The sequence below is a fragment of the Streptomyces sp. Tu6071 genome (genome assembly GCF_000213055.1).
Taxonomy (GTDB): domain Bacteria; phylum Actinomycetota; class Actinomycetes; order Streptomycetales; family Streptomycetaceae; genus Streptomyces; species Streptomyces evansiae.
This window is the reverse complement of record NZ_CM001165.1, coordinates 1,767,473-1,793,996: the sequence shown is the minus strand read 5'-3', so window position 1 is coordinate 1,793,996 and position 26,524 is coordinate 1,767,473. Positions and strand designations below refer to the sequence as shown.

Genomic DNA, 26,524 nt, shown 5'->3' with positions numbered 1-26,524 from the left:
GATCTCCCCGGTTCTCCACCCTGGGGTGGAGAAACAGAATCCACCCGTTTTCCACCCTGGCTCCGATCCCCTGACCAGGGCCCTTCCGTAGTTTCGATGGTGTTCGAGACACCCCCGACCTACGGAGGCACACATGTCCGGGGCCCTTGAGATCCTGCTCGTCGTGGCGGCGGTCCTCCTCATCGCGTTCAGGCTGTTCCGGGCTCAGCGCATCGACAGCGGTCGGCGCTGGTGGCTCCTGCCGGTCGTCCTCGCCGTCGTCGCGCTGCGCGAACCCGGACTCCTCGATGACGCGCATCCCTCCGCGTCGGTCGCCCTCCTGCTGCTCAACGTGCTCGCCGGCCTGCTCACCGGCGCCGCCTGGGCATGGACCTCGCGGATCTGGCGCGAGGAGGACGGAAGCCTGTGGTCGGCAGGCTCGAAGGCGGCGGGGGCCGTGTGGTGCGGTGGCATTCTCGTACGGCTCGCGCTCTACGGGGTCGGCTCCTCGCTCGGGATGACGCGGCACACGCCGGTCCTCCTCCTGGGACTGGCCGCCACCTTCCTCGCCCGGGGTCTCCTCCTCAACCGCCGGGCCGCGCTTCTCGGGCCGACGTACGGTGAGGTCTCCGGAGCGCTGGACCCGGCTCGCCGGAATGCCCGCGCAGCCCGTCCGAAGGACCGTGTATGAGGAAGGACGTCTGGTCGGCCTGGCCCTCGCGCGAGGCACTTTCGCGGGAGAGCCGCCGCCGGGTGGAGAGCGAGGCCCGTACGGCCGCGACCCGGGGTGTCCGGGTCACGCTCCTGGGCTTCCTCCTGTGGGTCAGCCACCAGCTGAACCCGGACGCGGGACCGGCCCGGGTGATCGGCGGGCTCGTGCTGCTCGGCCTCGCGATCGTGGCCCTGCGGCGGTTCTTCCGGGTGACCAGGGAACAACACCTCCGGGCGGCCGTCCCCTGCATGGCGGCGCTCCTCCTCGCGGGGGCCGGGGCCTACGGTCTCGACTGGCACCTCGTCTCGTCCGTGGTCTGGTGCCTGTCGGCGATCGTCGCGCTGGAGCGGCTGCCTCTGGGCTGGGGCGGCGCCGCGGCGTTCCTGGGGCTCGGGGCGTACTTCCTGACGGACCAGGACAACTGGATCGCCACGCTCGTCACCTGCGGCGGGCTCGTCCTGGCCGGGCTCGTCATGCGGCTCGACGCGGAGGCGCGGGGGGCCGCGCACCGCCTGCTGATCGAGGAACGGTCCAGCCAGGCGGCGCGCGCGGAGTCCGCGGCCCTCGCGGAGCGGGCCAGGATCGCCAGGGAGATACACGACGTGCTCGCCCACAGCCTCTCGGCGCAGCTCGTCCACCTGGAGGCGGCCAGGATCCAGCTCGAACAGGGCGCCGACCGCCAGCAGGTCCTGGAGCGGGTCGTCGCGGCCCGGGGGATGGCGCGCGAGGGGCTGGAGGAGACCCGGCAGGCGCTCTCGGCGCTGCGCGGCGACATGGCTCCCGTGGCCGAGGCGCTCGCCGAGCTGGCCGCCCGGGAAGGCACGGTGCTGCGGGTCGAAGGCGAGGCGCGACCGGTCGCCGCCGAGGCCGGGCAGACGCTCCGGAGAGTCGCCCAGGAGGCGCTGACCAACGTGCGCAAGCACGCGCCGGGCGCGCGACCACGGTTGCGCCTCGTGTACGGGCCGGAGGCCATCGAGCTGGAGGTGCGCAACGGGCCCGGACGGCAGCCGTGGGGGGAGCGGGTGGTGTGGGGAGAGCGCGCGGAACGGGGCGAGGGTTTCGTCGGGGGCGGGCATGGTCAGCGGGGCGGCGGCGCGGAAGCGGGTGAGCGGGGCGGCGGCGCGGGAGCGGCGGGGCGCGGTGAGCGGAGGGGCGGCGGCGCGGAAGAAGGCGAGCGAGGTGACGGCTCGGGAGAAGCGGCTGGGCGTGGTGAGCGGGCCGGGCGCTTCGGAGGGCCTGAGTACGGGGAGGACGCGGCGCGTGCGGAGGGCGGGGCGGACGGAGCGGGCCCGGTGGACTCCGAGCGTGGCCGGGGTCCGGTGGAGCGGGAGCGGGGGGTGGGACCGGAAGACGCGATGGACAGGGGCGCGGCGGTGGGGGCCGAGGCACTCAGTGGTCCGGACTTGGCCGCGAGTGGCAGCGGCTACGGTGTGAGAGGCATGCGGGAGCGGGCCGAGTTGCTGGGCGGGACGCTGTCGGCAGGGCCTCCGGAGGACGGTGAGGAAGGGTTCGTGGTGCGACTGAGGGTTCCGGCGTGAGCGCGCGGGTGGTGGTGGCCGACGACCAGTCGGTGGTGCGCGAGGGCATCGTGATGCTGCTCGGACTGCTGCCGGGCATCGAGGTGGTGGGCTCGGCACGGGACGGCGAGGAGGCGGTGCGGCTCGTCGGGGAGCTGGCCCCGGACGTCGTGCTCATGGACCTGCGGATGCCGCGTTGCGACGGGGTGGAGGCGACGCGCAGAATCCGGGCGGAGCACCCGGGGACGCAGGTCGTCGTGCTGACCACGTACGCGGACGACCAGGACCTCTTCCCGGCGCTGCGCGCGGGCGCCAGGGGGTATCTCACGAAGGACGCCGGGGGCGCGGAGATCGTGCGCGCCATCGAGGACGTGCTGTCCGGCGAGGCGGGGCTCGCTCCGGGAATTCAGCGCCGCCTTCTCGACCGGATCGCGGGCGAGACTCCGGCCGACCCGCAGGCGCCGCCCTCTTCGACGGTCCGACCGGGGGAGGAGGGAGCGCGGGGTCGAGCGCGGGAGGCGACCTCGGGGCGTGCGGAGGTCCGGCCGCCGGGCTCTGGAGGGGCCGTCCCGCCGGGCCCTGGAGGGGCTGTGCCGCCGGACGGACTGACGGCGCGGGAGGCCGAGGTGCTGGCGCTCATCGCGCAGGGCCTGAGCAACGCGGACATCGCACGCGCGCTCCATGTGTCGGCCGCCACGGTGAAGACGCACATCAACAATCTGTTCGCCAAAGCGGGCCTTCGTGATCGCGCTCAGGCCGTCCGATATGCCTATCTGCACGGGATAGTTACGCCACCGGGTTCCGCTCTCACCTGAAAGGGTGAAATTTCCGGTCCCAGGCGTCTCGGGTCTTTCCGCACTGCTCATCCTTGTGCTCGCGGCTCAGCTCGCCGCGGACAAGGAGAGTTCGGTGGAAAAGCACGATGGTCGTGAAGCCGGACAGGTCCGGCTCGACGACCCCTGGCGGGATTCGCTCGCCTCCGGCTGGGGCGAGGTGGACGGTGTCGGAGCCTCGACGCCCGTCCTTCCCGCCCCCGCCTCCGAGCCGGAGCCGGCCCGTCGGGCGGCGGACGTCTACCTGGAGGTGCAGCACAGCCCCGCTTTCCAGGAAGTGCGTCGCCGGTATCGCAGCTTCGCCTTCCCGGCTGCCGCGGCGTTCTTCCTCTGGTACGTGGCCTATGTGATCGCCGCGACGATGGCGCCGGACCTCATGGGGCGGCCGGTCGCCGGGGTGATCAACGTGGCGATGGTGGCGGGGCTCGCGCAGTTCGCCACCACCTTCCTGCTGACCTGGGCCTACGCCCGTCACGCACGGCTCCGCCGGGACCGGGCAGCGCTGGAACTGCGGTGGGACACCCAGGAGATGACGCGAGGAGTGCGGCGTTGAGCAGCAACCACGAGACCCTGGCGCTGCTGCTGTTCAGCGCCTTCGTAGTGGTCACCCTGGGCATCACCACCTGGGTCAGCCGCAACAGGCACGGTTCCGCCGAGGAGTTCTACGCCGGCGGCCGGCTCTTCACCCCGATGGAGAACGGATTCGCCATCGCGGGGGACTACATGTCGGCCGCCTCGTTCCTCGGCATCGCGGGCCTCATCGCGCTCGTCGGCTACGACGGGCTGCTCTACTCGGTCGGCTTCCTCGTCGCCTGGCTCGTCGTCCTGCTGCTCGTCGCCGAACTGGTGCGCAACTGCGGCAGGTTCACCCTGGCGGACGTGGTGGCCGCGCGGATGAGCGCGCCGCGGCTGCGGGTCGCGACCGGGTCCGCCTCGGTCACCGTGTCGGTGCTCTACCTCGTCGCGCAGATGGTCGGCGCGGGCTCCCTCGTGGCGCTGCTCCTCGGGGGCACGAGCGGGGCGGCGCGGGTCTGGACCGTCATCGGGGTCGGCGCGCTCATGATCATCTACGTGTCGTTCGGGGGGATGCGGGCCACGACGTGGATCCAGATCGTCAAGGCGGTGCTCCTGATGGCGGGCGCCATCGCCCTGACCGTTCTGGTCCTGCTCCGCTTCCACGGCGATGTGAACCAGTTGCTGAAGAGCGCCGCCGAACGCAGCGGTCACGGCATGGACTTCCTCAAGCCCGGCTTGAAGTACGGCGGTGACTGGACCTCCCGCTTCGACTTCATCAGCCTCGGTCTTGCCCTCGTACTCGGCACGGCGGGACTGCCGCACATCCTGTCGCGCTTCTACACCGTGCCCACGGCCCGTGCGGCGCGGCGCTCGGTGGTCTGGTCGATCGGGCTCATCGGCGCGTTCTACCTGATGACGATCATCCTGGGCTTCGGCGCCGCCGCGCTCGTCGGCTCGGACGAGGTGCGGCGCTCCAACGCGGCCGGGAACACGGCGATCCCGCTGCTCGCCCTCGACCTCGGCGGCGGCGAGAACTCCACGGGAGGCACGGTCCTCTTCGCCGTGGTCGCCGCGGTCGCCTTCGCGACGATCCTCGCCGTCGTCGCCGGCATCACCCTCGCCTCCTCCGCCTCCGTCGCCCACGACCTCTACGCGACGCTGCGCCGCCCCGGGCGCAAGCAGCGCAGCGAGGTGGCCGTGGCGCGGCTCGCGGCGGTCGGTATCGGTGTGCTCGCGATCGCGCTGAGTCTGCTCGTGAGCAACCTCAACGTCGCCTTCCTCGTGGGCCTCGCGTTCGCGGTCGCGGCCTCGGCGAACCTGCCGATCCTGCTGTACTCGCTCTTCTGGCGCCGGTTCACGACGCGGGGCGGGGTCTGGTCCGTCTACGGCGGACTCGTGCCCGCGCTGCTGCTCGTGCTCTTCTCGCCCGTCGTCTCCGGGGGACCCGACTCCATCATCTCCGGCGTCGACTTCCACCTCTTCCCGCTGGAGAACCCGGGTCTCGTCTCGATCCCGCTCGGCTTCCTCTTCGGCTGGATCGGGACGGTCACGTCCAAGGACACGCCGGACGAGGCCAGGCACGCGGAGACCGAGGTGCGCTCCCTCACCGGGGCGGGAGCGGTCTGAGCCCGCCGGTCGGCGACACGGGTACGGGCGTCCTCCCCGCGGGGAGGACGCCCGTACCCGTACCTGCGGTCAGTGCGAGGGGGCGTCCGCCGTCAGCCGTGCGACCTCGAAGCGGGCGGTGAGGGCAGGTGCCGCGCCGCAGCTCTCCGGGCGCGCGTCCTCGGCGACTTCGCGCACCACCTCGGCCGTCCAGCGGCGGCCGTCGGCGTGGTCCACGCGGACCTGGAGCGGCGCGGTGCCCTCGCCCGGCGGCAGGGCGCGCACGGTGAGTGCTTCGGCCTGCTCCTCGCCCGTCGCCGCGCGTACCGCCAACTCGGCCACCTGCTCGGGGCGTTCCCACACCGAGCGGCCCCGGCAGCCGTCGAGGAGGACGCGGCCCGCGGCGGCGGCGTGCTGGGCGGCCAGGGCCAGGGCGGCGTCCGCGCGCCCGTAGGCGTAGCCGTACGGGAGGACGAGCAGCGTGGGGGAGAAGCGGTGGCCGCCCAGGTGCGTCACCTCCCACACGCCTTCGGTGCCCGCCGCCCGCAGTTCGGCCGCGAGAGGGCGGCCGAGGAGCGCGCAGCAGCGGTCGCGCTTGCCGTTGGCGCAGACGCAGACGAGCGGGGCGCCCGTGTAGGGGGTGCCGGAGACGCCGTGGGCCTCGTCGAGGAAGGAGGCGGCGTTGCCCGCGCCGAGTTCCTTCAGGTCCAGGGCCAGGAGCCGTTCCGCGTCGTCGGACGGGATGCTCGCCTCGTGTACCCAGCCCTGCCCGGGGACGACGTGCGCGGCGAAGACGCGGCGCGTCGGTGTCGGTGCGGTGCGGCCGGGGCGGCGGATGAGGCCGAGACGTACGCCGGTGCCGCGCGCGGCCTCCTCCAGGCGCCGTCCGAGGCCGGGATCGAGGCGGCTGGAGGTCAGTGCCTTGGCGCCCCACGGGCCCGGTTGTTCGATGAGGAGCCAGGTGCGGGCGGTGGCCGCCGTCCCGGCGAGGGGCTCGCCGAGGGCACGCGAGGCGGTGGCGCAGATACTCACGAAGGCGAGCCTAACCGCACGGGGACGGGGGCGCCCTCCGGCCGTGGCGTCGCGAGCGCTGTCGGCTTCCGTGTGCGCCGTGCGCAGCGGGACGAGCAGAATCCGGCGGAAGTCGGCAGCGGAATTTTCAGAATCCCCGCAAACGGCTTGCGGTCCTTGCGCTAATCTTTCGGCCATGACACGTCGACTAGCCCAGGTGGCCCAGAAGGTCGGAGTCAGCGAGGCCACGGTCAGCCGGGTCCTCAACGGCAAGCCGGGGGTGTCCGAAAACACGCGCCAGGCGGTGCTGTCGGCGCTCGACGTGCTCGGCTACGAGCGGCCCACGCAGTTGCGCGGGGAGCGGGCCCGTCTCGTCGGTCTCGTCCTGCCGGAGTTGCAGAACCCGATCTTCCCGGCCTTCGCGGAGGTCATCGGCGGGGCGCTCGCGCAGCAGGGCCTCACGCCCGTCCTGTGCACGCAGACCAAGGGCGGCGTCTCCGAGGCGGACTACGTCGATCTCCTCCTCCAGCAGCAGGTCTCCGGCGTGGTCTTCGCGGGTGGGCTGTACGCGCAGGCCGAGGCCCCGCACGACCACTACCGCAGGCTCGCGGAGCGCCGCATCCCCGTCGTGCTCATCAACGCGGCGATCGAGCAGCTCGGCTTCCCCGGCGTCTCCTGCGACGACGCGGTCGCCGTCGAGCAGGCGTGGCGGCACCTGGCCTCGCTCGGCCACGAGCGCATCGGTCTCGTACTCGGCCCGGCCGACCACGTCCCCTCGCAGCGCAAGCTCGCCGCCGCCCGCCAGCTCGCCGCGGCAGAGGGCCGCGAACTGCCCGAGGCGCACGTCGTCCGGGCGATGTTCTCGCTGGAGGGCGGGCAGGCCGCCGCGGCCCGGCTCCTCGACCAGGGAGTCACAGGCTTCGTGTGCGCGAGCGATCCGTACGCGCTCGGTGTGATCCGTGCGGCGAAGCGGCGCGGCCTGTCGGTGCCGGGTGAGGTCTCCGTGGTCGGCTTCGACGACTCCGCCTTCATGAATTGCACGGAGCCGCCGCTCACCACCGTGCGCCAGCCCATCGAGGCCATGGGGCGGGCCGCGGTCGACCTGCTCGCCGTCCAGATCGCGGGGGCGACGGCGACGGCCGAGGAGCTGCTGTTCGAACCGGAGCTGGTCGTACGGGGCTCGACGGGGCAGGCGCCCCGCTGACCCTCCCCATGCCCCCATCGCGTGCCCACCGCTGAACCGCCGTGGTGGGCCCCTGCCGGGCGGGGACCGCGCCGGACCCGGTACGGGACCTCCGGGTGGCGCCGCGCCGGACCCCGTACGGCCCCGGCGGGTCGCGCCGCGCCGGACTCGATACGGGACGCGCGTACCGGCTGCCGGGGCGTGGGTTCGTAGGCTGGGGCGGTGACAGCGGAAGAACAAGAGCGTGCCGTCCCCCAGCAGATCCCCGTCGTGGTGCTTTCCGGGTTCCTCGGGGCCGGGAAGACCACGGTGCTCAACCACCTGCTCCACAGCAGCCGGGGCAGCCGGATCGCGGTGCTCGTCAACGACTTCGGCAGTATCGAGATCGACGCGATGGCCGTCGCGGGACAAGCGGGCTCGACGGTCTCGCTCGGGAACGGCTGCCTGTGCTGCGCGGTCGACGTGAGCGAGCTGGACGAACAGCTCGCCCGGCTCACCGCCCCCGGGCTGCGCGTCGATCTCGTCGTCATCGAGGCGAGCGGGCTCGCGGAACCGGCCGAGCTGGTCCGCATGGTGCTCGCGGGCGACAACCCGCGGCTCGTCTACGGCGGGCTCGTGGAGGTCGTCGACGCGGCCGAGTTCCCCGCGACCCGCGCACGGCACCCCGGACTCGGCACGCGGCTCGCCGTCGCCGACCTCGTCGTCCTCAACAAGACCGACCGGATCACCGCCACCGCGCGCGCCGAACTGCTCGCGCAGGTACGGGACCTGGCGCGCGGCGCCGCCGTCGCACCCGTCACGCACGGCCGCCTCGACCCGGAGCTCCTCTTCGACCGCCGCCCCGTGACCGAGCGGCGCGGACAGCTCTCCTTCGACGACCTGCGCGCCGAGGAGGAGCCCGCACCGCACCTGCACGAGGGGTACGAGAGCGTGGCGAGGACCTACGAGGTCCCGCTCGATCCCGTACGGCTCATGTCCTTCCTGGAACGGCGGCCCGAGGGCCTCTACCGGATCAAGGGGTACGTGGACTTCGGCGCCGCCGACCCGCTCCACCGCTACGGCCTGCACGCCGTGGGCCGCTTCCTGCGCTTCACCCCCGAGCCGTGGCCGGAGGGCGCGCCCCGCCGCTCCGAACTCGTCCTCATCGGAGCCGGGATCGACGCGGCGGGCGTCGCCGCCGGACTCGACGCCTGCCGCGAGGAGGAACTCACCGCGACACCGGACGCGTTGAGCCTCGCCGGGGGAGCGGACGCGGACGGCCAGCGCCGCATGTGGGGCGTCCTGAGGTACGTACGGGACCCCGAGGCGGATGCCGCGGGGGAGCCCGAGCCGGAGTTCACGCCCTGACGCGGCGAAGCCGTCCTGGCGCGGTGGGACCGCCTTAGCGTGGCAAGACGTCCTCAGCCGGGACGGCGGGGCCGCCGCCCGCGTGCCTTACCCACGAGGTGTCGTGGACGGGCACGCGGGCGGCGGCCTTCCGTCAGGCCGGTCCCGCCACCGCGGCGACCGGCTTGTCGAGCGAGACGCCGGAGCCGTCGCGGCGCGGGTCGGGCTCGGGGAGCGTGGCCGGGGCACCGTTGCGCTGGGCCGCGCGGGCCGGGACCGGCCCCGTCCAGGCGAAGCTGAGGCAGTCCTCGCCCTTGAGGAAGCGCTGGCAGCGGACCCCGCCGGTCGCCCGGCCCTTGCGGGGGAACTGGTCGAACGGGGTGAGCTTCGCGGTCGTCTGCACCGAGTCGTCGAGTGTGCCGCGCGAACCGGCCACCGTGAAGACGGCCGCGTCGACAGCCGGGTCGACGACATCGAAGGAGAGCACCTTGGCCCCGTCGGCGAGCTTGACCCCGGCGACGCCACCCGCCGGGCGGCCCTGCGGGCGTACCGCCGACGCCTGGAAGCGCAGCAACTGCGCGTCGTCCGTGATGAAGACGAGGTCCTCCTCACCCGTGCGCAGCTCGGCGGCGCCCACGATCCGGTCGCCCTCGCGCAGTGTGATGACCTCCAGCTCCTCGCGGTTGGCCGGGTAGTCGGGCACGACGCGCTTCACGACGCCCTGCGCCGTACCGATCGCGAGCCCCGGCGAGGACTCGTCGAGCGTGCACAGGCACACGAGCGTCTCGTCGCCTTCGAGCCGTACGAACTCCGCCACCGGCGCCCCGCCCACCAGCGCGGGCCCCGCGCCCTCGGCGAGCTGGGGCAGGTCCACGACGGTGATGCGCAGGAGCCGCCCCGCCGAGGTGACCGCGCCGACCTCGCCGCGCGCCGTCGCGGGCACCGCGGAGCGGATCACGTCGTGCTTGGCGCGCTTCGCCGAGCCCTCCTGGAGCGGCTCGGTGCCCGGCGTGCGGGCGATGACACCGGTCGAGGAGAGCAGCACACGGCAGGGGTCGTCGGCGACCTGGAGCGGGATCGCCGCGACGGGGGTGTCCGCCGATTCGAGCAGCACGGTGCGACGCGGTGTCCCGTACTTCTTCGCCACGGCCGCCAGCTCGCCGGAGACGAGCTTGCGCAGCTCGGTGTCCGATTCGAGGATCGCCGTCAGCTCCTCGATCTCCGCGTTGAGCCGGTCGCGCTCGGACTCCAGTTCAATCCGGTCGAACCTGGTGAGCCGGCGCAGCGGGGTGTCGAGGATGTACTGGGTCTGCGTCTCGCTCAGCGAGAAGTGCTCGATGAGGCGCTGCTTCGCCTCCGCCGAGTTCTCGCTGGAGCGGATGAGCCGGATGACCTCGTCGATGTCGACGAGCGCGACGAGCAGGCCCTCCACGAGGTGCAGCCGGTTCATGCGCTTCGTGCGCCGGAACTCGCTGCGCCGCCGCACGACGGAGAAGCGGTGGTCGAGGTAGACCTCCAGCATCTCCTTGAGGCCGAGCGTGAGCGGCTGACCGTCCACGAGGGCCACGTTGTTGATGCCGAAGGACTCCTCCATCGGCGTCAGCTTGTAGAGCTGTTCGAGCACCGCCTCGGGCACGAAGCCGTTCTTGATCTCGATGACGAGCCGCAGGCCGTGCTCGCGGTCGGTGAGGTCCTTGACGTCCGCGATGCCCTGGAGCTTCTTCGCGCCGACGAGGTCCTTGATCTTCGCGATGACCTTCTCGGGGCCCACCGTGAACGGCAGTTCCGTCACGACGAGGCCCTTCCGGCGCGCCGTCACGTTCTCGACCGTGACGCTGGCGCGGGTCTTGAAGCTGCCGCGCCCGTTCGCGTACGCGTCGCGAATCCCCGCGAGGCCCACGATGCGGCCACCGGTGGGCAGGTCGGGGCCCGGCACGTACTTCATGAGCGTGTCGAGATCCGCGTTCGGATGCCGGATCAGGTGGCGCGCGGCGGCGACGACCTCGCCGAGGTTGTGCGGCGCCATGTTCGTCGCCATGCCGACGGCGATCCCGGAGGCGCCGTTGACCAGCAGGTTCGGGTAGGCGGCGGGGAGGGTGAGGGGCTCCTGCTCCTGGCCGTCGTAGTTGGGCGCGAAGTCGACGGTGTTCTCGTCGATCGAGTCCGTCATCAGCATCGCCGCGTCGGCCATGCGGGACTCGGTGTACCGCATCGCGGCCGGCGGGTCGTCGTTGCCCAGCGAGCCGAAGTTGCCGTGCCCGTCGACGAGCGGGACCCGCATGGAGAAGGACTGCGCCATGCGGACGAGCGCGTCGTAGATCGAGGCGTCCCCGTGCGGGTGAAGCTTGCCCATCACCTCGCCGACGACGCGCGCGCACTTGACGTAGCCGCGCTCGGGCCGCAGACCCATCTCGTTCATCTGGTAGACGATGCGTCGCTGCACCGGCTTGAGCCCGTCCCGGGCGTCGGGGAGCGCCCGGGAGTAGATCACGGAGTACGCGTACTCCAGGTAGGAGCTCTGCATCTCGTCGACGACGTCGATGTCGAGGATTCTCTCCTCGAAGTCTGCCTCGTCGGCCCGGGAGGTGCCCCGAGACGGGGTTTTCGTGCTGCGGCGGGCCATCGCTGCTGCGGCTCCTTCGCGTTCTCGTCACGGCATCGGCTGTACTGCGGCTGTACTGACGCGGACCATTGTGGACCGCCGCGCCGACAGTCCCGACCTCGACCCGTCCGCAGACGCCCTCGCGGGCCCACGGAGCCGGAGCAAGGGGGTACTTCCGGCGGAAGCGCCGCTCTCCACCCCGCGAGGGACGGCTCCCCCGCGGGAGGGACGCGTCGCGACCGCTCCGGCGTGTCCTCCCCCGCGGGTCGTACGTGCGGCAGCGCGGCGGGCACCGTCCGCCGTCCCGTACGGGACGCTCTCCTCCGTACGTACCGGAGCGGCGCGCGGGTACGTACCCGACCGGCGCGCGGAGCGGGTGCGAACCACCCCGTGCGCCTCTGCGCCGATCCGCGGGGAAGAAGTCCGGAGGCGGGAACTTCCCCGCTTGTCGGTGCGGTTGCATAGAGTGACAGCGCGACGAGACAACAGCGATCCGACTCAACAGCTGTACGACGAGCACGCCCGGCGCCTCGCGGCGGCCACGAGCGGTTCGGCGACACGAAGGGATGTACATGCCCATGGGTGACACGGCCACCGAGCGGGCCGGCTCCGGCGGTCTGACCGCGACGGAGCACCGGCTCGCCAACGGACTGCGCGTGGTCCTCTCCGAGGACCACCTGACCCCGGTGGCGGCCGTCTGCCTCTGGTACGACGTCGGCTCGCGCCACGAGGTCGCGGGGCGCACCGGCCTCGCCCACCTCTTCGAGCACCTGATGTTCCAGGGCTCGGCGCAGGTCAAGGGGAACGGGCACTTCGAGCTGGTCCAGGGCGCCGGCGGCTCCCTCAACGGCACGACGAGCTTCGAGCGCACCAACTACTTCGAGACCATGCCGTCGAACCAGCTGGAGCTGGCGCTGTGGCTGGAGGCCGACCGCATGGGCTCCCTGCTCACCGCGCTCGACCTGGAGTCCCTGGACAACCAGCGCGCGGTGGTCAAGAACGAGCGCCGCCAGCGGTACGACAACGTGCCCTACGGCACCGCCTTCGAGAAGCTCACCGCCCTCGCCTACCCCGAGGGCCACCCGTACCACCACACCCCCATCGGCTCCATGGCGGACCTCGACGCGGCGACCCTGGAGGACGCCCGCGCCTTCTTCCGCACGTACTACGCGCCGAACAACGCGGTCCTCTCCGTCGTCGGCGACATCGACCCGGAGCAGACCCTCGCCTGGGTCGAGAAGTACTTCGGCTCGATCCCGGGCCACGACGGCAAGCAGCCGCCGCGCGACGGCTCGCTGCCCGACGTGATGGGCGGGCAGTTGCGCGAGACGGTGCGTGAGGACGTGCCCTCGCGCGCCCTCATGGCGGCCTACCGGCTTCCCGAGGACGGGACCCGCGCCGGGGACGCCGCCGATGTCGCGCTCACCATCCTCGGCGGCGGCGAGTCCTCGCGGCTCTTCAACCGCCTGGTGCGCCGCGACCGTTCGGCCGTCGCCGCCGGTTTCGGGCTGCTGCGGCTGGCGGGCGCCCCCTCGCTCGGCTGGCTCGACGTCAAGACGAGCGCGGGTGTCGAGATCCCCGCGATCGAGGCGGCCGTGGACGAGGAGCTGGCCCGCTTCGCCGAGGAGGGCCCGACGGCCGAGGAGATGGAGCGCGCCCAGGCCCAGCTGGAGCGCGAGTGGCTCGACCAGCTCGACACCGTCGCCGGCCGCGCCGACCAGCTCTGCCGGTACGCCGTGCTCTTCGGAGACCCGCAGCTCGCCTTCACCGCCGTGGACCGCCTCCTCACGATCACCGCCGACGAGGTGCGCGAGATCGCCGCCGCCCGGCTCCGCCCGGACAACCGCGCGGTCCTCGTCTACGAGCCCACCGCGCCTGAGCAGACCCCCGCCGCCGAGGAAGCGGCCACCGACCAGGACGAGGAGGCGGCGCAGCAGTGAGCGAAGCCGTGCAGAGCACCATGGAGTTCCACCCGCGCCCCCAGCCGGGCCCCGCCAAGCCCTGGGCCTTCCCCGCCCCGGAGCGCTCCACCCTGTCCAATGGCCTGACCCTCCTGCGCTGCGAGCGCCCAGGTCAGCAGCTCGTCGCTGTGGAGGTGCTGCTCGACGTTCCGCTCGACGCCGAGCCGAAGGGCCTCGACGGCCTCGCCACGATCCTCGCGCGCGCCTTCACCGAGGGCACCGACAAGCACTCCGCCGAGGAGTACGCCGCCGAACTGGAGCGCTGCGGCGCGACGCTCGACGCGCACGCGGACCACGCGGGGCTCCGCCTCTCCCTCGAAGTGCCGGTCTCGCGCCTCCCCAAGGGACTCGACCTGCTCGCCGAGGCCCTGCGCGCCCCCGCCTTCGCCGAGTCCGAGATCGAGCGACTGGTACGGAACAGGCTCGACGAGATCCCGCACGAGGCCGCCAACCCGGCGCGCCGCGCGGCCAAGGAGCTGTTCAAGCAGCTCTTCCCGGCCGGCAGCCGCATCTCCCGCCCCCGGCAGGGCACGGCGGAGACCGTCGAGGCGATCGACGCGAAGGCCGTACGGGAGCTGTACGAGCGGTACGTACATCCGGCCACGGCCACTGTGGTCGTCGTCGGCGACTTCGCGGGCGCCGATCTCGACGCCCTGCTCGCCGAGAGCCTCGGCACGTGGACGGGCTCGGCCCCCGCCTCGCCCGCCATGAGCCCGATCACCTCGGACGACACCGGGCGCGTCTTCATCGTCGACCGGCCGGGCTCGGTGCAGACGCAGCTCCTCATCGGCCGTACGGGCCCGGACCGGCACGACCCGGTGTGGGCGGCGCAGGTGCTCGGCACCTACTGCCTGGGCGGGACGCTGACCTCGCGTCTCGACCGGGTGCTGCGCGAGGAGAAGGGCTACACCTACGGCGTGCGGGCCTTCGGCCAGGTGCTGCGGTCCGGGAGCCCGGCGGAGGGCACGGGGCTCGCCCCGGGCGCCGCGCTCCTCGCGATCAGCGGCTCGGTCGACACCGAGTCCACCGGGCCCGCGCTGGCGGACCTGTGGAAGGTGCTGCGCGACCTCGCGGCGGGCGGGCTCACGGACGTGGAGCGCGAGACGGCCGAGCAGAACCTCGTGGGCGTCGCCCCGCTCAAGTACGAGACGGCCGCCGCCGTCGCGGGGACGCTCGCCGACCAGGTCGAGCAGCAGCTTCCCGACGACTTCCAGGCCGCCTTCTACCGCCGCCTCGCCGAGACGGGCACGGTGGAGGCCACGGCCGCCGTCGTGAACGCCTTCCCGGCGGACCGCCTCGTGACGGTCCTCGTGGGGGACGCGGCGCAGATCGCCGATCCGGTGCGGGAGTTGGGGATCGGGGAAGTGACGGTGGTGCAGGGCTGAGGTCGTGGGGACGGGTGCGGCCGGGACGGTGGCCGCACCCGTCCGGTCGGGTTCGGTCCGGGTGAACGTGACCGGGCGGCCTGGTCGGCCTGGCTGGGCTTGTTGGCCTGCCCGCGACCGTCCGGCTCGGTCCGCTCGTCCGCTGCTACCGGCGGGCTCGGCCGGAGCGGGGATCGGGGGCGCGTCTTCACGGTGAGCCCGCCAAGGACTGCGTCAGGGCGTTGGGATCATCGCGGGGGCAACGCTGTGCGGTGCTGAACGGACAGCCGCGGTGAGGTGGTTGGGCCCGTTGGCCACAGTCCGGCGGCCTCCCTCGCCGTCGTCACCGTGCCGGGGGCTCTTGCGAGGGGCTGTGCGTCGATGTCCGGAGGACGGGACCCCCAGGCGCGCGCACGCGGTCCCCGGCGCACCCGCCCGCCCTCCCGCCGGGACCGACTGTTTCCCTCCCGCTCGCTGTCTCGCCGTCAGCCGAGCGCCCGGCAGGCGTGGTCGGTAGAGCGCGGATGTCCGTGACGGTTCGTCGGCCCTCGTGCTCGCCGTGGGCACTGACACAATTGCCCCCGTCACTCGCCCCCGCCACCCGTCCCCCGTCAACCGACCCCCCACCAGCCCCGAAGGCTCACGTCCCCGACGTGCCCCGCCCGTCGTCGTGCTCCCCCACGCAGCCGACAAGTCGCGGACATCGGGCAAGGCTCTCGTACCGGCGGCGGCTGTGCGTCTTTGTCCGGACACGGGGGTACCCAGGGGTCGGAGGCGGACCCGTGATCGTCCCGACGGGGTCGTCATCGTGTCCGTATTGGGTGCATGACGGCCTGTCTGGGGTGTGGCATGAGCAACAAAGGTGCGGTTCCGTTTGTTGCGGAAGTGTTGTCCCGCTTAGCGTCACTCCGGCTGTTCGTCAGGTATGCGCCGCGCCCGCGGCAGCGGACGGCCTTCGCCGAGTTCCGGGGCTCGTACCCGGGAGCCGGGGACCCATGTGTCCCATGGGGTGAATCGGATGCCGTCCGCCGGTGTCCGTAGGAGACCTTCCTGCTCCGAACCCGTCAGCTAACCCGGTAGGCGAGAGGGAAGGAAAGGAACAGCCGCTTCATGGCGTTCACGCGCCCCACGGGCAGGCACCGCCGCCCTGCCGTCCGAGCGTCCCGCACCGGTGCGAAGGTGGCCGGGATCGCCGCGCTCACGACCGGTTCCGTCGTCGGCACCCTCGCCGCGCCCGCGCAGGCCGCGCAGCATGAGGGCCCCGACACCGGCCTCACCCGCGTCATCGGCTTCGACAGCGTCGCCCAGGAGATCGCCACGCAGGCGTCCCTCGTGCACTCCGCCGCCGAGCAGGACGCCGCCGAGGCGGAGGCCGCGGCCCGGGCGAGCAAGGAGGCCGCGAAGGCGAAGCGCGAGGCCGAGCGGAAGAAGGAGGCGAAGGAGCGGGCCGCGCGGGCCGCCGAGCGCAAGCGCCTCAACACCTTCGTCCTGCCGATCCCCGGCTCGTACGTCTCCACCGGCTACCACGCCAGCAGCTCGCTGTGGTCGTCAGGCAGCCACACCGGCATCGACTTCCACGCGGCGAGCGGCACGAGCGTCCACGCGGTCGGGGCCGGGACGGTCGTGAAGGTCGACTGGGGCGGCGCGTACGGGAACGAGGTCGTGCTCCGTATGCACGACGGGACGTACACGCAGTACGGGCACCTGACCGCCGCCACCGTCGCGGTCGGGCAGGCCGTGACCGCGGGTCAGCAGATCGCGATCTCGGGCGCCACGGGCAACGTCACGGGTCCCCACCTGCACTTCGAGGCCCGCACGAGCCCCGAGTACGGCTCCGACATGGACCCGCTCGCCTACCTGCGCGGCCACGGCATCGACATCTGAGCCCTGGCCCGGCACGGGACCCGGTGCCGCCCCCGCACGGGAATCCCGCAGCGGTCTCGTCCGGCCCCCCGCACGGACCCCGCACCAGCCCCGCGTCCCCCGCGCGACGCCCCCGAAAGCCCCCGCCCCCCGGGGGCTTTCGGCATTCCGGCTACGGCCCCCGAGATCCCCCCGGCCCCGCACACCCCCGCCCTTTCCGCCCCGAACCGCCCGTAAACAGCGCACCGGAGCCCGGGGAAATCCGGGGAATGCGCCCTGCCGTGAGGAATTCTTCGCTGTTCTCATAGGGTCACTGCTCTAATGGAGTCACCTCGCGGACGTCCAGACAGCGTTTCGCGGTGATTAATGCGGAGGTCGGGTCATGAGCATTCCCGCGCACTCGGTATGCACGGCGATCAGGGACGATATCGTCTCGGGCGTGTACGAGCGGGGGAGCCGGCTCACGGAGGAATTGCTCGCGCGGAGATACGGGGTGTCGCGGGTGCCGGTGCGGGAGGCGCTGCGCACGCTGGAGGCGGAGGGCTTCGTGGTGACGCGCCGGCACGCGGGGGCGCAGGTCGCGGAGCCGGGGGCGCAGGAGGCCGTGGACGTCCTGGAGACCAGGCTGCTGCTGGAGCCGCTGTGCGCGGCGCGCGCCGCGCAGCGCAGGACCGAGGCGCACCTCAAGGTGCTGCGCGGTCTCGTCCGGCTCGGGCAGGAGCGGGCGCGGCGGGGGCAGGAGGAGGACCTGCGCTCGCTGGGCGGCTGGTTCCACGAAACCCTTGTCCAGGCCAGCGCGAGCGAGACGCTGACCTCGCTCCTGACCCTGCTGCGGCACAAGATCGCGTGGATGTACGTGGTCGAATCGCCCGCCCGCCCGCAGGAGTCCTGGGCCGAGCACGGCGCGATCGTCGACGCGGTGGCGCGCGGCGACGCGGAGCGGGCCCGCGCGCTCACCGCGCAGCACGCCGACCGCGCGCGCCGCGCCCACCGCCTGCGCGGCCCCGGCCCCCGCCCCCCGCGCCGCCCGCCGGGGCGCGACCCCGAGGAGGCCCCCGCCTGGTGAGGTCGCGCGCCCGCCCGGTGACCGCGCGAGCGGGTGTGACCGTGCGCGTCGGCCCGGTGGTGAGGACTTCGCAACATCCCGTAAACAATCCCGGCCTCCCGCATTAACACGGGGGCCGTATACAAAGGGATACGACATCGCGAGACCGTCACCTCGCCACCTTCGCCGTCCCGGCGAGCGGGCATTCCCTGCCCGTAATGGGGTGTGTCTTCGGTGGGCTTTATCGCTGTGCCCGCCCCGGAAATGCGCGAGGACCCGGACGCGTGGAGAACAATTCCGCGCGCCCGGACCCCCGCGTATTCCCTAAACGGTTTCCGGGAGTTCCTGGAGCCCCTCGGCCACGAGTTTGGCGAGCCGGTCCAGGGCCTCTTCCGCCCCCTCTCCCTCCGCGCTCAGCGTGATCTCCTCGCCCCCCTGCACGCCGAGGCCGAGCACCGCGAGCATGGAGCGGGCGTTGACCGCTTCGCCTTCGCTCTTGGCGACGGTCACGGGGAGTCCGGTGGCGGTCGATGCCCGCACGAAGAGGGAGGCGGGACGGGCGTGGAGGCCCTCCGGCCAGCCGACGGTGACGCGACGCTCAGCCATGGTGCAGCCCTTCGGGTCCGGGGCCCGCGCGCGTGCGGGCCCGGTGCGGATACGCGGTTGTGCAGCTTCCGGTGGTGCGGATCGGTGCGGCTTCCAGTGGTGCGGTCGGTGCGGTCTTCCGGTGGTGCGGATCGGTGCGGGGTCGCGGTACGGGCCTTCCCGTTCCGGGACGCGTTCTCCCCTCGTGGTGGCACGGCGCGCCGCGCGGCGCAAGGGGGCGGGGGCCGTACGAGGGGTGTGCGCGGGCACCAGGGGGACACCCCCGCGCCGCGCCCCGGCCCCGGGCCCCCACGCCCCGGCCCCCTGCGTCGCGCCCCCCTGCGCCGCGCCTCGCCCCCCTGCGCCGCGCAGCGCCCACCGGCCGAAAGCCCCCGCCGTCCGCCCCCTTCCGATCCCGTCGCCGCGCCCCCGCACGGCACCCCCGCGCCTCGCACACACGGTCGTACGCTGACCCCATGGAGACCCCGGCCGACCCGCCCCGCCCAGAGGAGCCCAGCTCAGCAGTGCCCGTTCCGGGAGGCGACCGCCCCCAGGACCGGCACCCCTCGGCGCAGGCGCCCGACGCCGGCTATCCCGCGCACTGGGAGGCCGATGTCGTACTGCGCGACGGCGGCACCGCGCGGATCAGGCCCATCACCGCCGACGACGCCGAACGGCTCGTCAGCTTCTACGAGCAGGTCTCCGACGAGTCGAAGTACTACCGCTTCTTCGCCCCCTACCCGAAGCTCTCCGCGAAGGACGTGCACCGCTTCACGCACCACGACTTCGTGGACCGGGTCGGGCTCGCCGCGACCATCGGCGGCGAGTTCATCGCGACGGTCCGCTTCGATCGCGTCGACGCGACGGGCCGTCCCGCGTCCGCGCCCGCCGACGAGGCCGAGGTGGCCTTCCTCGTGCAGGACGCGTACCAGGGACGCGGCGTCGCCTCGGCGCTCCTCGAACACATCGCGGCCGTCGCGCGCGAGCGCGGCATCCGCCGCTTCGGCGCCGAGGTGCTGCCCCACAACACCAAGATGATCAAGGTCTTCACGGACGCGGGCTACCAGCAGAAGCGCAGCTTCGAGGACGGCGTCGTCCACCTGACCTTCGGCCTGGAACCCACCGAGCGCTCGCTCGCGGTGCAGTACGCGCGCGAGCAGCGCGCCGAGTCCCGCTCGGTGCAGCGCCTCCTCGCCCCCGCCTCGGTCGCGGTCGTCGGCGCCAAACGCGCGGGCGGCGGCGTGGGCCGCAGCATCCTGCGCAACCTCCTCGCCGCCGGCTACACGGGCCGCCTCTCCGCCGTCAACAGCAGCTTCCCCGAGGACCAGGGCACGCTCGACGGTGTCCCCGCCTTCCGCACCGTCAAGGAGATCGGCGAGGACGTCGATCTCGCCGTGGTCGTCGTCCCCGCCGAGCGCGTGCCCGAGGCCGTCGCCGAGTGCGGCGAGTACGGGGTGCGCGGCCTCGTCGTCATCAGCGCCGGGTACGGCGAGAGCGTGACGGCGGGCCGGGCGCGGCAGCGACGCCTCGTGCGGCAGGCGCGCAGCTACGGCATGCGGCTCGTCGGCCCCAACGCCTTCGGCCTCGTCAACACCGATCCCGCCGTCCGCCTCAACGCCTCGCTCGCGCCCGAACTCGCCCCGCGCGGCCGGGTCGGACTCTTCACGCAGTCGGGCGCGATCGGTATCGCGCTCCTGTCGGAGCTCCACCAGCGCGGCACGGGGCTCTCGACCTTCGTCTCGGCGGGCAACCGCGCCGACGTCTCGGGCAATGACGTCCTCCAGTACTGGTACGACGACCCCGACACCGACGTGGCCCTGATGTACCTGGAGTCGATCGGCAACCCCCGCAAGTTCACCCGCCTCGCGCGCCGCGCCGCCGCGACCAAGCCGCTCGTCGTCGTCCAGGGCGCCCGGCACAGCGCGGCGACGCCGCCCTCGCACGCCGTCGCCGAGACCCGCCTCCCGCACGCGACCGTCTCCGCGCTCCTCGCTCAGGCCGGGGTGATCCGGGTCGAGACCGTCACCGACCTCGTCGACACCGGGGTCCTGCTCGCCGGCCAGCCGCTGCCCGAGGGGCCGCGCGTCGCGATCCTCGGCAACTCCGAGTCGCTCGGCCTGCTCACGTACGACGCGTGCCTGACCGAGGGCCTGCGCCCGCGCACCCCGCTCGACCTCACGACGTCCGCGAGCCCCGAGGACTTCCGGCGTGCCCTGGAACAGGCGCTCGCCGACCCGGACAGCGACGCCGTCGTCGTCACCGCGATCCCGTGGGTCGGCGAGGGCGCGCTCGACTGGCCCGAGGGCGAGGTGCTCGGCGCGGCGCTGCGCGAGGCGGTCGCCGCCTCGGAGTCGCGCAAGCCGGTCCTCGTCGTCCACGTCGAACTCGGCGGCCTCGCCCACGCACTCTCGGCGGCGACCGCGACCCTCCCGGCGAGCGCGGGCCCGCACACCCCGGGCGGCGCGGTCCGCGCGGACGTGCGCGAGACGGGGGTCGTACGGGACGAGGGCGAGGCGCGCGCGGCCGTACGGGAGCCGGGCGCGGCGGCGCGGGTCACCGGCGGCCCCGCTCCCGTACGGGAGCCCGAGGACCCCGCGGCCGAGGGCCGCCCCGCCACCCCGCGCATCCCCGCCTACCCCGCCCCCGAGCGCGCCGTCCGCGCCCTCGCCCGCGCCGTGCGGCACGCGCAGTGGCGTACGGACACCGAGCACCCCGGGCGCGTCCCCGAGTTCGACGACATCGACGAGCACGGCGCGGCCGAGCGCGTCGCCGCGCTGCTCGACGCCCTCCCGGCTGGCGCGCGCGGCACGACCCCCGGCCCGGAGGCCACCGAGGACCTGCTGCGCCGCTACGGAATCCCCGTCCTGCGCGCCCTGCCCGCGCCCGACGCCGACACGGCGGCGCGCGCCGCCGCCGAACTGGGCTACCCCGTCGCGCTCAAGATCTCGGCCCCGCACCTGCGGCACCGTCCCGACCTCGGCGGCGTCCGGCTCGACCTCGCGGACGAGAGCGACCTGCGCCGCGCGTACGCGGACCTCACCGCGCTCCTCGGCTCGCCCGCCGAACTGCGGCCCGTCGTGCAGTCGATGGCGCCGCGCGGCGTGGACACGGTGGTACGGGCCGTCATCGACCCGGCGGCGGGCGCGGTGCTCTCCTTCGGGCTCGCCGGGGCGCCCTCCGAACTCCTCGGCGACACGGCGCACCGCCTCGTCCCCGTCACCGACAGGGACGCGGCCGACCAGGTCCGCTCGCTGCGCAGCGCCCCGCTCCTCTTCGGCTGGCGCGGCGCGGCCCCCGTCGACACGGACGCCCTCCAGGAGCTGATCCAGCGCGTGTCCCGTCTCGTCGACGATCACCCGGAGATCGTCGCGGTCTCCCTCGAACCGGTCGTCGTGGCCCCCCGCACGGTCCGCGTCCTGGGCGCCTCCCTCCGCCTGGCCCACCCCCCGGCGGTGGGCGGCGAGGGACCGCGCAGGATGCCGATGTACTGAGGGGGCCGACCGGTCGCGGCAGACGGGGAGCCGACGCGGGTACGGGTACGTCCCGACCCCCGCCCGGCCACCGGGTCGACCCCGCCCGGCCACCGGGTTCGCGCACGCCAGGCGCCCCGCGGCTCCGCCCCGCCCCGCCCGTACCCCCGCCCCGCCCCAGGACGAACCCCCACGGAGTGACCGGGCAGGCCCCCCGCCCCCGTAGGATGGGCGCATGGCGAAGACCGGTACGACGACCCAGGGGCTGCGCGCGGCGATCGAGCGCAGCGGCTACTACCCGGCCCTCGTGGCCGAGGCCGTGGAGGCCGCGGTCGGCGGGGACCCCGTGGTGTCGTACCTGGTGCACCAGGAGACGACGTTCGACGCGAACGAGGTCCGCAGGCACGTCACCGTGCTGGTCCTCACCGAGCACCGCTTCATCGTGAGCCACACCGACGAGCAGGCCGCCGACGACACCTCGCCGACCCCGTACGCCACGACGTCCACGGAGTCCGTGCGCATCGAGCGGATCTCCTCCGTCGTGACGAGCCGCGTCGTCGCCAACCCCGAGTCGTACACGCCCGGCACCCTGCCCCGCGAGGTCGTCCTCACGATCGGCTGGGGCGCCGTCTCCCGCATCGACCTGGAGCCCGCCGCCTGCGGCGACCCGAACTGCGACGCCGACCACGGCTACACCGGCAGCTCCACCGCCGACGACCTGAGCCTGCGCGTGAGCGAGGCGGGAGACGGCCCCGAGACGGTCCGCCAGGCGCTCTCCTTCGCGCAGGCCCTCTCGGAGGCCACGGCGGCGCTCGGCGAGGGTCCCTCCGGGACCCGTCGCTGATGAGCGGCGCCCACCACACGGACTGGGACGCCTACGAGGCGCGGCACGCCCCCGACGCCTACGCCCCGCTCCCGCTCTCCTCGGCGCTCGTGCCCGAGTACGGGAGCGGCAGCCTCGCCGACCTCCTCCCCACCCTCGCCGCCGGTCTCGGCGTCCCCGGCTTCGCCCCGGTCATCGGCGAGCTGGCCCCGGCCGACCGCGCCTGCGTCTTCCTCGTCGACGGCCTCGGCTGGGAGCAGCTCCGCGCGCACCCCGACGAGGCGCCCTTCCTGCACAGCCTGCTCGGCACTTCGCGCGGCGGCACGGGCCGCCCGCTCACCTCCGGCTTCCCCGCGACGACGGCCGCCTCGCTCGCCTCGACCGGCACCGGCACGGTGCCGGGGCAGCACGGCCTGCTCGGCTACGCGGTGCGCAACCCGGCGACGGGCGCGCTCATGAACCAGCTCCGCTGGCAGCCCTGGACCGATCCCACCGCCTGGCAGCCGCACCCCACCGTCTTCCGCGCCGCCGACGCGGCCGGCGTGCACACCGCGCAGGTCTCGGCCCCGCACTTCCGCGAGACACCGCTCACCGAGGTCGCCCTCTCCGGCGGCACCTTCCACGGCCGCTTCACCGGCGAGGAGCGCATGGACCGCGCCGCCGAGGAACTGGCCGGGGGCGACCGGTCGCTCGTCTACACGTACTACAGCGAACTCGACGGCGCGGGGCACAAGTACGGCACGGGTTCCGACACCTGGCGCGGCCAGCTCATGCAGGTCGACCGGCTCGTGCAGCGCCTCGCCGGGCAACTCCCGCCGCGCACCGCGCTGTACGTCACGGCGGACCACGGCATGGTCGACGTCCCCGAGGACCCCGAGAGCCGCGTCGACTACGACGAGGACTGGGAGCTCGGCGCGGGCGTCGCCCTGCTGGGCGGCGAGGGCCGCGCGCGGCACGTGTACGCGCACCCGGGGGCGGCCTCCGACGTGCTCGCCGTGTGGCGCGAGGTCCTGGGGGACCGTTTCTGGGTCGCGAGCCGCGAAGAGGCCCTGGCCGCCGGGTGGTTCGGGCCGCCGGAGCTGTGCGAGGAACGGGTGCGCGCGCGCATCGGCGACGTGGTCGCGGCGCCGCAGGGGCTCTCCGCGATCGTCGCGAGCGAGACCGAGCCGCGCGAGACGGCGCTCGTCGGGATGCACGGCTCGCTCACGGCGGCGGAGCAGTACGTGCCGCTCATCGAGATCCGCACCTGAGCCCGGGGCGGCCCCCGCCCGCCGCTCACCGCCGCAGGTCCCCGCCCGCCGCTCACGCGGACCGCCCGCGGGTCCCCGCCCCCGTCCCCGCCCCGCCCGTGGCGTAGGGTCTGGGGTCGCCCCGGCGCGTACCGCCCCCGCCCCTCCCCGTACCACCGCCCCGCCCCGCCGCTCGGCGTCCCAGAAAGGCCCTGTCCGCTGATGTCCGAATTGGTTTTCTTCTCCGGGACGATGGACTGCGGAAAGAGCACACTGGCGCTCCAGATCGGCCACAACCGGTCGGCGCGCGGACTCCAGGGCGTGATCTTCACGCGGGACGACCGGGCGGGCGAGGGGAAACTGTCCTCGCGGCTCGGGCTCGTGACGGACGCGGTCGAGGCGACCGAGGGCATGGACCTGCACGGGTACCTCGTCGACCGGCTCTCCCGGGGCGGCAAGGTGGACTACGTGATCGTCGACGAGGCGCAGTTCCTCGCGCCGCGCCAGATCGACCAGTTGGCGCGCATCGTCGACGAACTCCGGCTCGACGTCTTCGCGTTCGGCATCACGACCGACTTCCGCACGAAGCTCTTCCCCGGCTCCCAGCGGCTCATCGAACTCGCCGACCGCGTCGAGGCGCTCCAGGTCGAGGCGCTGTGCTGGTGCGGCGCGCGGGCGACGCACAACGCCCGCACGGTGGACGGCGAGATGGTCGTCGAGGGCGCGCAGGTCGTCGTGGGAGACGTCAACCGCCGCGCGGGCGAGGTCGGTTACGAGGTGCTGTGTCGCCGCCACCACCTGCGCCGCGTGACGAGCGCGACGGCGAAGGCGGGCGTACGCTCCCCGGACGTCCTGCCGGTGCGGCAGGGCTGAGGCGGCTCAGCCGCGAGCGGCCTCCGTCCGTACGAGGGCGAAGACCGCGCCCTCCGGGTCGGCGACCGTCGCCGTGCGCCCGCGCGAGCCCTCGGCGGGCTCCTCCACGACCTGGCCGCCGAGCGCGACGACCCGCGCGCACGCTTCGGACACGTCGGCGACCTCGAAGCACGCGAGCCACCCGGCGCCGCGCTCCCGCGCCCGCGAGCGGCCCACGCCGAGCGCGGCGGCCACGGGGTGCCCGTCGCGCGTGAACGTCAGGTGGTCCGGGCCGTCCTCCCGCGCGCCGAAGCCGAGGACGGCGCGGTAGAACGGCGCGACGGAAGCCGTGTCGCGCGTGAGGAGTTCGGACCAGGAGTGGGCGCCGGGGACGCCGGTCACGGCGAAGCCCGCGTGCTCGGCGGGCTGCCACAGCCCGAAGGTCGCGCCGCCCGGGTCCGAGGCGAGCGCGAGCCGCCCGGCACCCGGCGAGTCGAGCGGGCCGACCCCGACCGTACCCCCGCAGGCGTGAACCGCGGCGGCCAGCGCGTTGACGTCCCGGGTGCCGAAGTACGTGGTCCAGGCGACCGGGAGCCCCGTCCCCGTGGGCAGTTGCCCGAGCCCGGCGACCGCGCGCCCGTCGAGCAGGGCGCGGGTGTAGGGGCCGAGCTGGTGCGGGCCGTCCGCGTACTCCCAGCCGAAGAGGCCGCCGTAGAACTCCCGCGCCCTGGCGGGCTCGCGCACCATCAGGCTCACCCAGCGCGGTCCCTCCTGCACCCCTCCCGCCATACCGTCCCGCTCCTTCGCCGCCCGTGCCTCAGCCATCGCGCCTCGCTCTCCGCCCACTCCCGCACCCAACGCACCTGCTGCCACGGTGCGTACCCGATTGTGCACCCCTCGTGGCGTGGACGACCCGTCCGGGACCGGCGGGCCCCGCCTTCGCCCCGTGAGCGCGCGCACCGGGGGACGTACGGGGCGCGCGGACGGGCACGGGGCGCGCGGGAGGGGGAGTGCGCGGGGGTGCGGCGAGACGGGGAGGGAGGTGCTGGTGCGGCGGGTGGGGGAGTGCGCCCGAGCGGCGTGGGCCAGGATGAGCCCATGACCACTTCGCAACCGGCCCCCGTTTCCCCGCTCATCGACGCGGACACCCTCGCCACGGCCCTCGCCGGCCCCCGTCCGCCCGTCGTCCTGGACGTGCGCTACCGGCTCGGGCAGCCCAGCCGGCGCCCCGCCTACCTCGAAGGGCACGTGCCGGGCGCCGTCTTCGTCGACCTCGACACGCAGCTCGCCGCCCCGCCGGGACCGCGCGGGCGCCACCCGCTCCCCGAGCCGGGGGACTTCGGCGCCGCGATGCGCGCCGCCGGGGTGAGCGCGGACAGCCAGGTCGTCGTGTACGACGACGGGCAGGGCTGGGCGGCGGCCCGCACCTGGTGGCTGCTGCGCTGGTCGGGGCACGCGGCGGTACGGGTGCTCGACGGCGGACTCCCGTCCTGGACCGGGGCCTTGGAGACCGGCGCCCCGGCCCCCGCCACGGGCGACTTCGTGCCGCGGCCCGGCGCGCTGCCGACGCTCGACGCCGGGAGCGCGGCCGAACTGGCGCGTACGGGCCTGCTGTTCGACGCGCGGGCGGGGGAGCGGTACCGGGGCGAGGTGGAGCCGATCGACCCGGTGGGCGGCCACATCCCGGGCGCGGTGTCGGCACCGACCGCCGAGAACGTGCTGCCCGACGGGCGGTTCAGGCCCGTCGCGGAACTGAGGGCGCGCTTCGCGGACTTGGGCGCGGACGGCGATCAAGCGGTGGGCGTGTACTGCGGATCGGGCGTCTCGGCGGCGCAGGAGGTCCTGGCCCTCGAACTGGCCGGGGTGCGGGCCGCGCTGTACCCGGGGTCCTGGTCGGAGTGGACGGCGGACAGCGGGCGGCCCGTCGCCACGGGGGCGGAGCGGGGCTGACGGGAGGGGGCCGGCGCGGGGCGGCGCTGTCGAAGGCGCCGCCCCGCGCGCGTGACGCGGCCATGTCCCGGGCCGGGCCCCTGCCTTCGCCCAGCCCC

At 74.0% G+C, this 26,524-nt stretch carries 20 protein-coding genes and 1 riboswitch; of the genes, 16 read left to right on the top strand and 4 right to left on the bottom strand.

The window, feature by feature from the left end; translation table 11 throughout:
• Positions 1-133: 133 nt before the first annotated feature.
• The 5 genes from STTU_RS07300 to STTU_RS07280 are packed head-to-tail and all read left to right on the top strand — an operon-like array spanning position 134 to position 5,183.
• Positions 134-670, top strand: coding sequence for a DUF1453 family protein (locus STTU_RS07300; RefSeq protein ID WP_007821318.1), 537 nt, complete (start codon positions 134-136; stop codon positions 668-670).
• Positions 667-2,229 carry a histidine kinase gene (locus STTU_RS07295; protein ID WP_043254463.1) on the top strand — a complete coding sequence of 521 codons (1,563 nt, stop codon included), beginning with the start codon at positions 667-669 and terminating at the stop codon, positions 2,227-2,229. The genes STTU_RS07300 and STTU_RS07295 overlap by 4 nt, the downstream gene beginning before the upstream one ends.
• Positions 2,226-3,023, top strand: coding sequence for a response regulator transcription factor (locus tag STTU_RS07290; RefSeq protein WP_043254461.1), 798 nt, complete (start codon positions 2,226-2,228; stop codon positions 3,021-3,023). The genes STTU_RS07295 and STTU_RS07290 overlap by 4 nt, the downstream gene beginning before the upstream one ends.
• Before the next feature lie 55 nt (positions 3,024-3,078).
• Positions 3,079-3,594, top strand: coding sequence for a DUF485 domain-containing protein (locus STTU_RS07285; protein WP_007821315.1), 516 nt, complete (start codon positions 3,079-3,081; stop codon positions 3,592-3,594).
• A complete protein-coding gene (locus STTU_RS07280; protein ID WP_043254460.1) occupies positions 3,591-5,183 on the top strand; it encodes a cation acetate symporter in 1,593 nt (530 codons plus the stop codon). Before STTU_RS07285 ends, STTU_RS07280 begins: the two co-directional genes overlap by 4 nt.
• 69 nt (positions 5,184-5,252) lie before the next feature.
• Here STTU_RS07280 and STTU_RS07275 read toward each other — a convergent pair whose 3' ends face one another.
• Positions 5,253-6,194: a sucrase ferredoxin gene (locus tag STTU_RS07275; protein WP_007821313.1), complete on the bottom strand. Its 942-nt coding sequence runs from the start codon at positions 6,192-6,194 to the stop codon at positions 5,253-5,255.
• 175 nt (positions 6,195-6,369) lie between these two features.
• Between STTU_RS07275 and STTU_RS07270 the strand changes: the two genes are divergently transcribed.
• The gene (locus STTU_RS07270; RefSeq protein WP_009069063.1) at positions 6,370-7,377 is read left to right on the top strand and encodes a LacI family DNA-binding transcriptional regulator; all 1,008 of its coding nucleotides are present in this window, start codon (positions 6,370-6,372) and stop codon (positions 7,375-7,377) included.
• Positions 7,378-7,578: 201 nt separating this feature from the next.
• Positions 7,579-8,703, top strand: coding sequence for a CobW family GTP-binding protein (locus STTU_RS07265; RefSeq protein WP_007821311.1), 1,125 nt, complete (start codon positions 7,579-7,581; stop codon positions 8,701-8,703).
• Positions 8,704-8,836: 133 nt separating this feature from the next.
• On the opposite strand, the gene STTU_RS07260 is transcribed toward STTU_RS07265, so the two are convergent.
• Positions 8,837-11,305, bottom strand: coding sequence for a DNA gyrase/topoisomerase IV subunit A (locus STTU_RS07260; protein WP_007821310.1), 2,469 nt, complete (start codon positions 11,303-11,305; stop codon positions 8,837-8,839).
• A gap of 545 nt (positions 11,306-11,850) precedes the next feature.
• Between STTU_RS07260 and STTU_RS07255 the strand changes: the two genes are divergently transcribed.
• The 4 genes from STTU_RS07255 (at position 11,851) to STTU_RS07240 (ending at position 17,538) form a co-directional block, all read left to right on the top strand.
• A complete protein-coding gene (locus STTU_RS07255; RefSeq protein ID WP_007821308.1) occupies positions 11,851-13,224 on the top strand; it encodes a M16 family metallopeptidase in 1,374 nt (457 codons plus the stop codon).
• Between the two features lie 20 nt (positions 13,225-13,244).
• Positions 13,245-14,630 carry a M16 family metallopeptidase gene (locus tag STTU_RS07250; RefSeq protein WP_202531110.1) on the top strand — a complete coding sequence of 462 codons (1,386 nt, stop codon included), beginning with the start codon at positions 13,245-13,247 and terminating at the stop codon, positions 14,628-14,630.
• 925 nt (positions 14,631-15,555) lie between these two features.
• Positions 15,556-15,707, top strand: a riboswitch (cyclic di-AMP (ydaO/yuaA leader).
• 12 nt (positions 15,708-15,719) lie between these two features.
• On the top strand, positions 15,720-16,493 hold the full coding sequence (locus STTU_RS07245; RefSeq protein ID WP_043254452.1) for a M23 family metallopeptidase: 774 nt from the start codon (positions 15,720-15,722) through the stop codon (positions 16,491-16,493).
• A gap of 361 nt (positions 16,494-16,854) precedes the next feature.
• A complete protein-coding gene (locus tag STTU_RS07240) occupies positions 16,855-17,538 on the top strand; it encodes a GntR family transcriptional regulator (protein WP_043254451.1) in 684 nt (227 codons plus the stop codon).
• A 303-nt stretch (positions 17,539-17,841) separates the two neighbouring features.
• Here the strand turns inward: STTU_RS07240 and STTU_RS07235 are convergent, their stop codons facing one another.
• Complete coding sequence (locus STTU_RS07235; protein ID WP_007821302.1) at positions 17,842-18,123, bottom strand: HPr family phosphocarrier protein; 282 nt, start codon at positions 18,121-18,123, stop codon at positions 17,842-17,844.
• Between the two features lie 455 nt (positions 18,124-18,578).
• Between STTU_RS07235 and STTU_RS07230 the strand changes: the two genes are divergently transcribed.
• From STTU_RS07230 to STTU_RS07215, 4 genes are all read left to right on the top strand, one after another.
• Positions 18,579-21,593, top strand: coding sequence for a bifunctional GNAT family N-acetyltransferase/acetate--CoA ligase family protein (locus tag STTU_RS07230; protein WP_234019186.1), 3,015 nt, complete (start codon positions 18,579-18,581; stop codon positions 21,591-21,593).
• A 214-nt stretch (positions 21,594-21,807) separates the two neighbouring features.
• Positions 21,808-22,416: a DUF5998 family protein gene (locus STTU_RS07225; RefSeq protein WP_007821300.1), complete on the top strand. Its 609-nt coding sequence runs from the start codon at positions 21,808-21,810 to the stop codon at positions 22,414-22,416.
• Positions 22,416-23,645 carry an alkaline phosphatase family protein gene (locus STTU_RS07220; RefSeq protein ID WP_007821299.1) on the top strand — a complete coding sequence of 410 codons (1,230 nt, stop codon included), beginning with the start codon at positions 22,416-22,418 and terminating at the stop codon, positions 23,643-23,645. Before STTU_RS07225 ends, STTU_RS07220 begins: the two co-directional genes overlap by 1 nt.
• 201 nt (positions 23,646-23,846) lie before the next feature.
• Positions 23,847-24,497, top strand: a complete 651-nt coding sequence (locus tag STTU_RS07215) for a thymidine kinase (protein WP_007821298.1) — start codon at positions 23,847-23,849, stop codon at positions 24,495-24,497.
• 6 nt (positions 24,498-24,503) lie between these two features.
• Here the strand turns inward: STTU_RS07215 and STTU_RS07210 are convergent, their stop codons facing one another.
• Entirely contained in the window at positions 24,504-25,301 is a 798-nt protein-coding gene (locus tag STTU_RS07210; protein ID WP_007821297.1) for a VOC family protein, read from the bottom strand.
• A gap of 273 nt (positions 25,302-25,574) precedes the next feature.
• Here STTU_RS07210 and STTU_RS07205 point away from each other — a divergent pair, with 273 nt between their 5' ends.
• Complete coding sequence (locus tag STTU_RS07205; protein WP_043254450.1) at positions 25,575-26,426, top strand: sulfurtransferase; 852 nt, start codon at positions 25,575-25,577, stop codon at positions 26,424-26,426.
• Positions 26,427-26,524: the final 98 nt, after the last annotated feature.

What these genes read in the sequence shown, in the direction of transcription:
- STTU_RS07300 (WP_007821318.1), top strand. Translation starts at nt 134, where the DNA reads ATGTCCGGGGCCCTTGAGATCCTGCTCGTCGTGGCGGCGGTCCTCCTC.
- STTU_RS07295 (WP_043254463.1), top strand. Translation starts at nt 667, where the DNA reads ATGAGGAAGGACGTCTGGTCGGCCTGGCCCTCGCGCGAGGCACTTTCG.
- STTU_RS07270 (WP_009069063.1), top strand. Translation starts at nt 6,370, where the DNA reads ATGACACGTCGACTAGCCCAGGTGGCCCAGAAGGTCGGAGTCAGCGAG.
- STTU_RS07260 (WP_007821310.1), bottom strand. Translation starts at nt 11,305, where the DNA reads ATGGCCCGCCGCAGCACGAAAACCCCGTCTCGGGGCACCTCCCGGGCC.
- STTU_RS07255 (WP_007821308.1), top strand. Translation starts at nt 11,851, where the DNA reads ATGTACATGCCCATGGGTGACACGGCCACCGAGCGGGCCGGCTCCGGC.
- STTU_RS07250 (WP_202531110.1), top strand. Translation starts at nt 13,245, where the DNA reads ATGGAGTTCCACCCGCGCCCCCAGCCGGGCCCCGCCAAGCCCTGGGCC.
- STTU_RS07245 (WP_043254452.1), top strand. Translation starts at nt 15,720, where the DNA reads ATGGCGTTCACGCGCCCCACGGGCAGGCACCGCCGCCCTGCCGTCCGA.
- STTU_RS07240 (WP_043254451.1), top strand. Translation starts at nt 16,855, where the DNA reads ATGAGCATTCCCGCGCACTCGGTATGCACGGCGATCAGGGACGATATC.
- STTU_RS07235 (WP_007821302.1), bottom strand. Translation starts at nt 18,123, where the DNA reads ATGGCTGAGCGTCGCGTCACCGTCGGCTGGCCGGAGGGCCTCCACGCC.
- STTU_RS07230 (WP_234019186.1), top strand. Translation starts at nt 18,579, where the DNA reads ATGGAGACCCCGGCCGACCCGCCCCGCCCAGAGGAGCCCAGCTCAGCA.
- STTU_RS07225 (WP_007821300.1), top strand. Translation starts at nt 21,808, where the DNA reads ATGGCGAAGACCGGTACGACGACCCAGGGGCTGCGCGCGGCGATCGAG.
- STTU_RS07220 (WP_007821299.1), top strand. Translation starts at nt 22,416, where the DNA reads ATGAGCGGCGCCCACCACACGGACTGGGACGCCTACGAGGCGCGGCAC.
- STTU_RS07215 (WP_007821298.1), top strand. Translation starts at nt 23,847, where the DNA reads ATGTCCGAATTGGTTTTCTTCTCCGGGACGATGGACTGCGGAAAGAGC.
- STTU_RS07210 (WP_007821297.1), bottom strand. Translation starts at nt 25,301, where the DNA reads ATGGCTGAGGCACGGGCGGCGAAGGAGCGGGACGGTATGGCGGGAGGG.
- STTU_RS07205 (WP_043254450.1), top strand. Translation starts at nt 25,575, where the DNA reads ATGACCACTTCGCAACCGGCCCCCGTTTCCCCGCTCATCGACGCGGAC.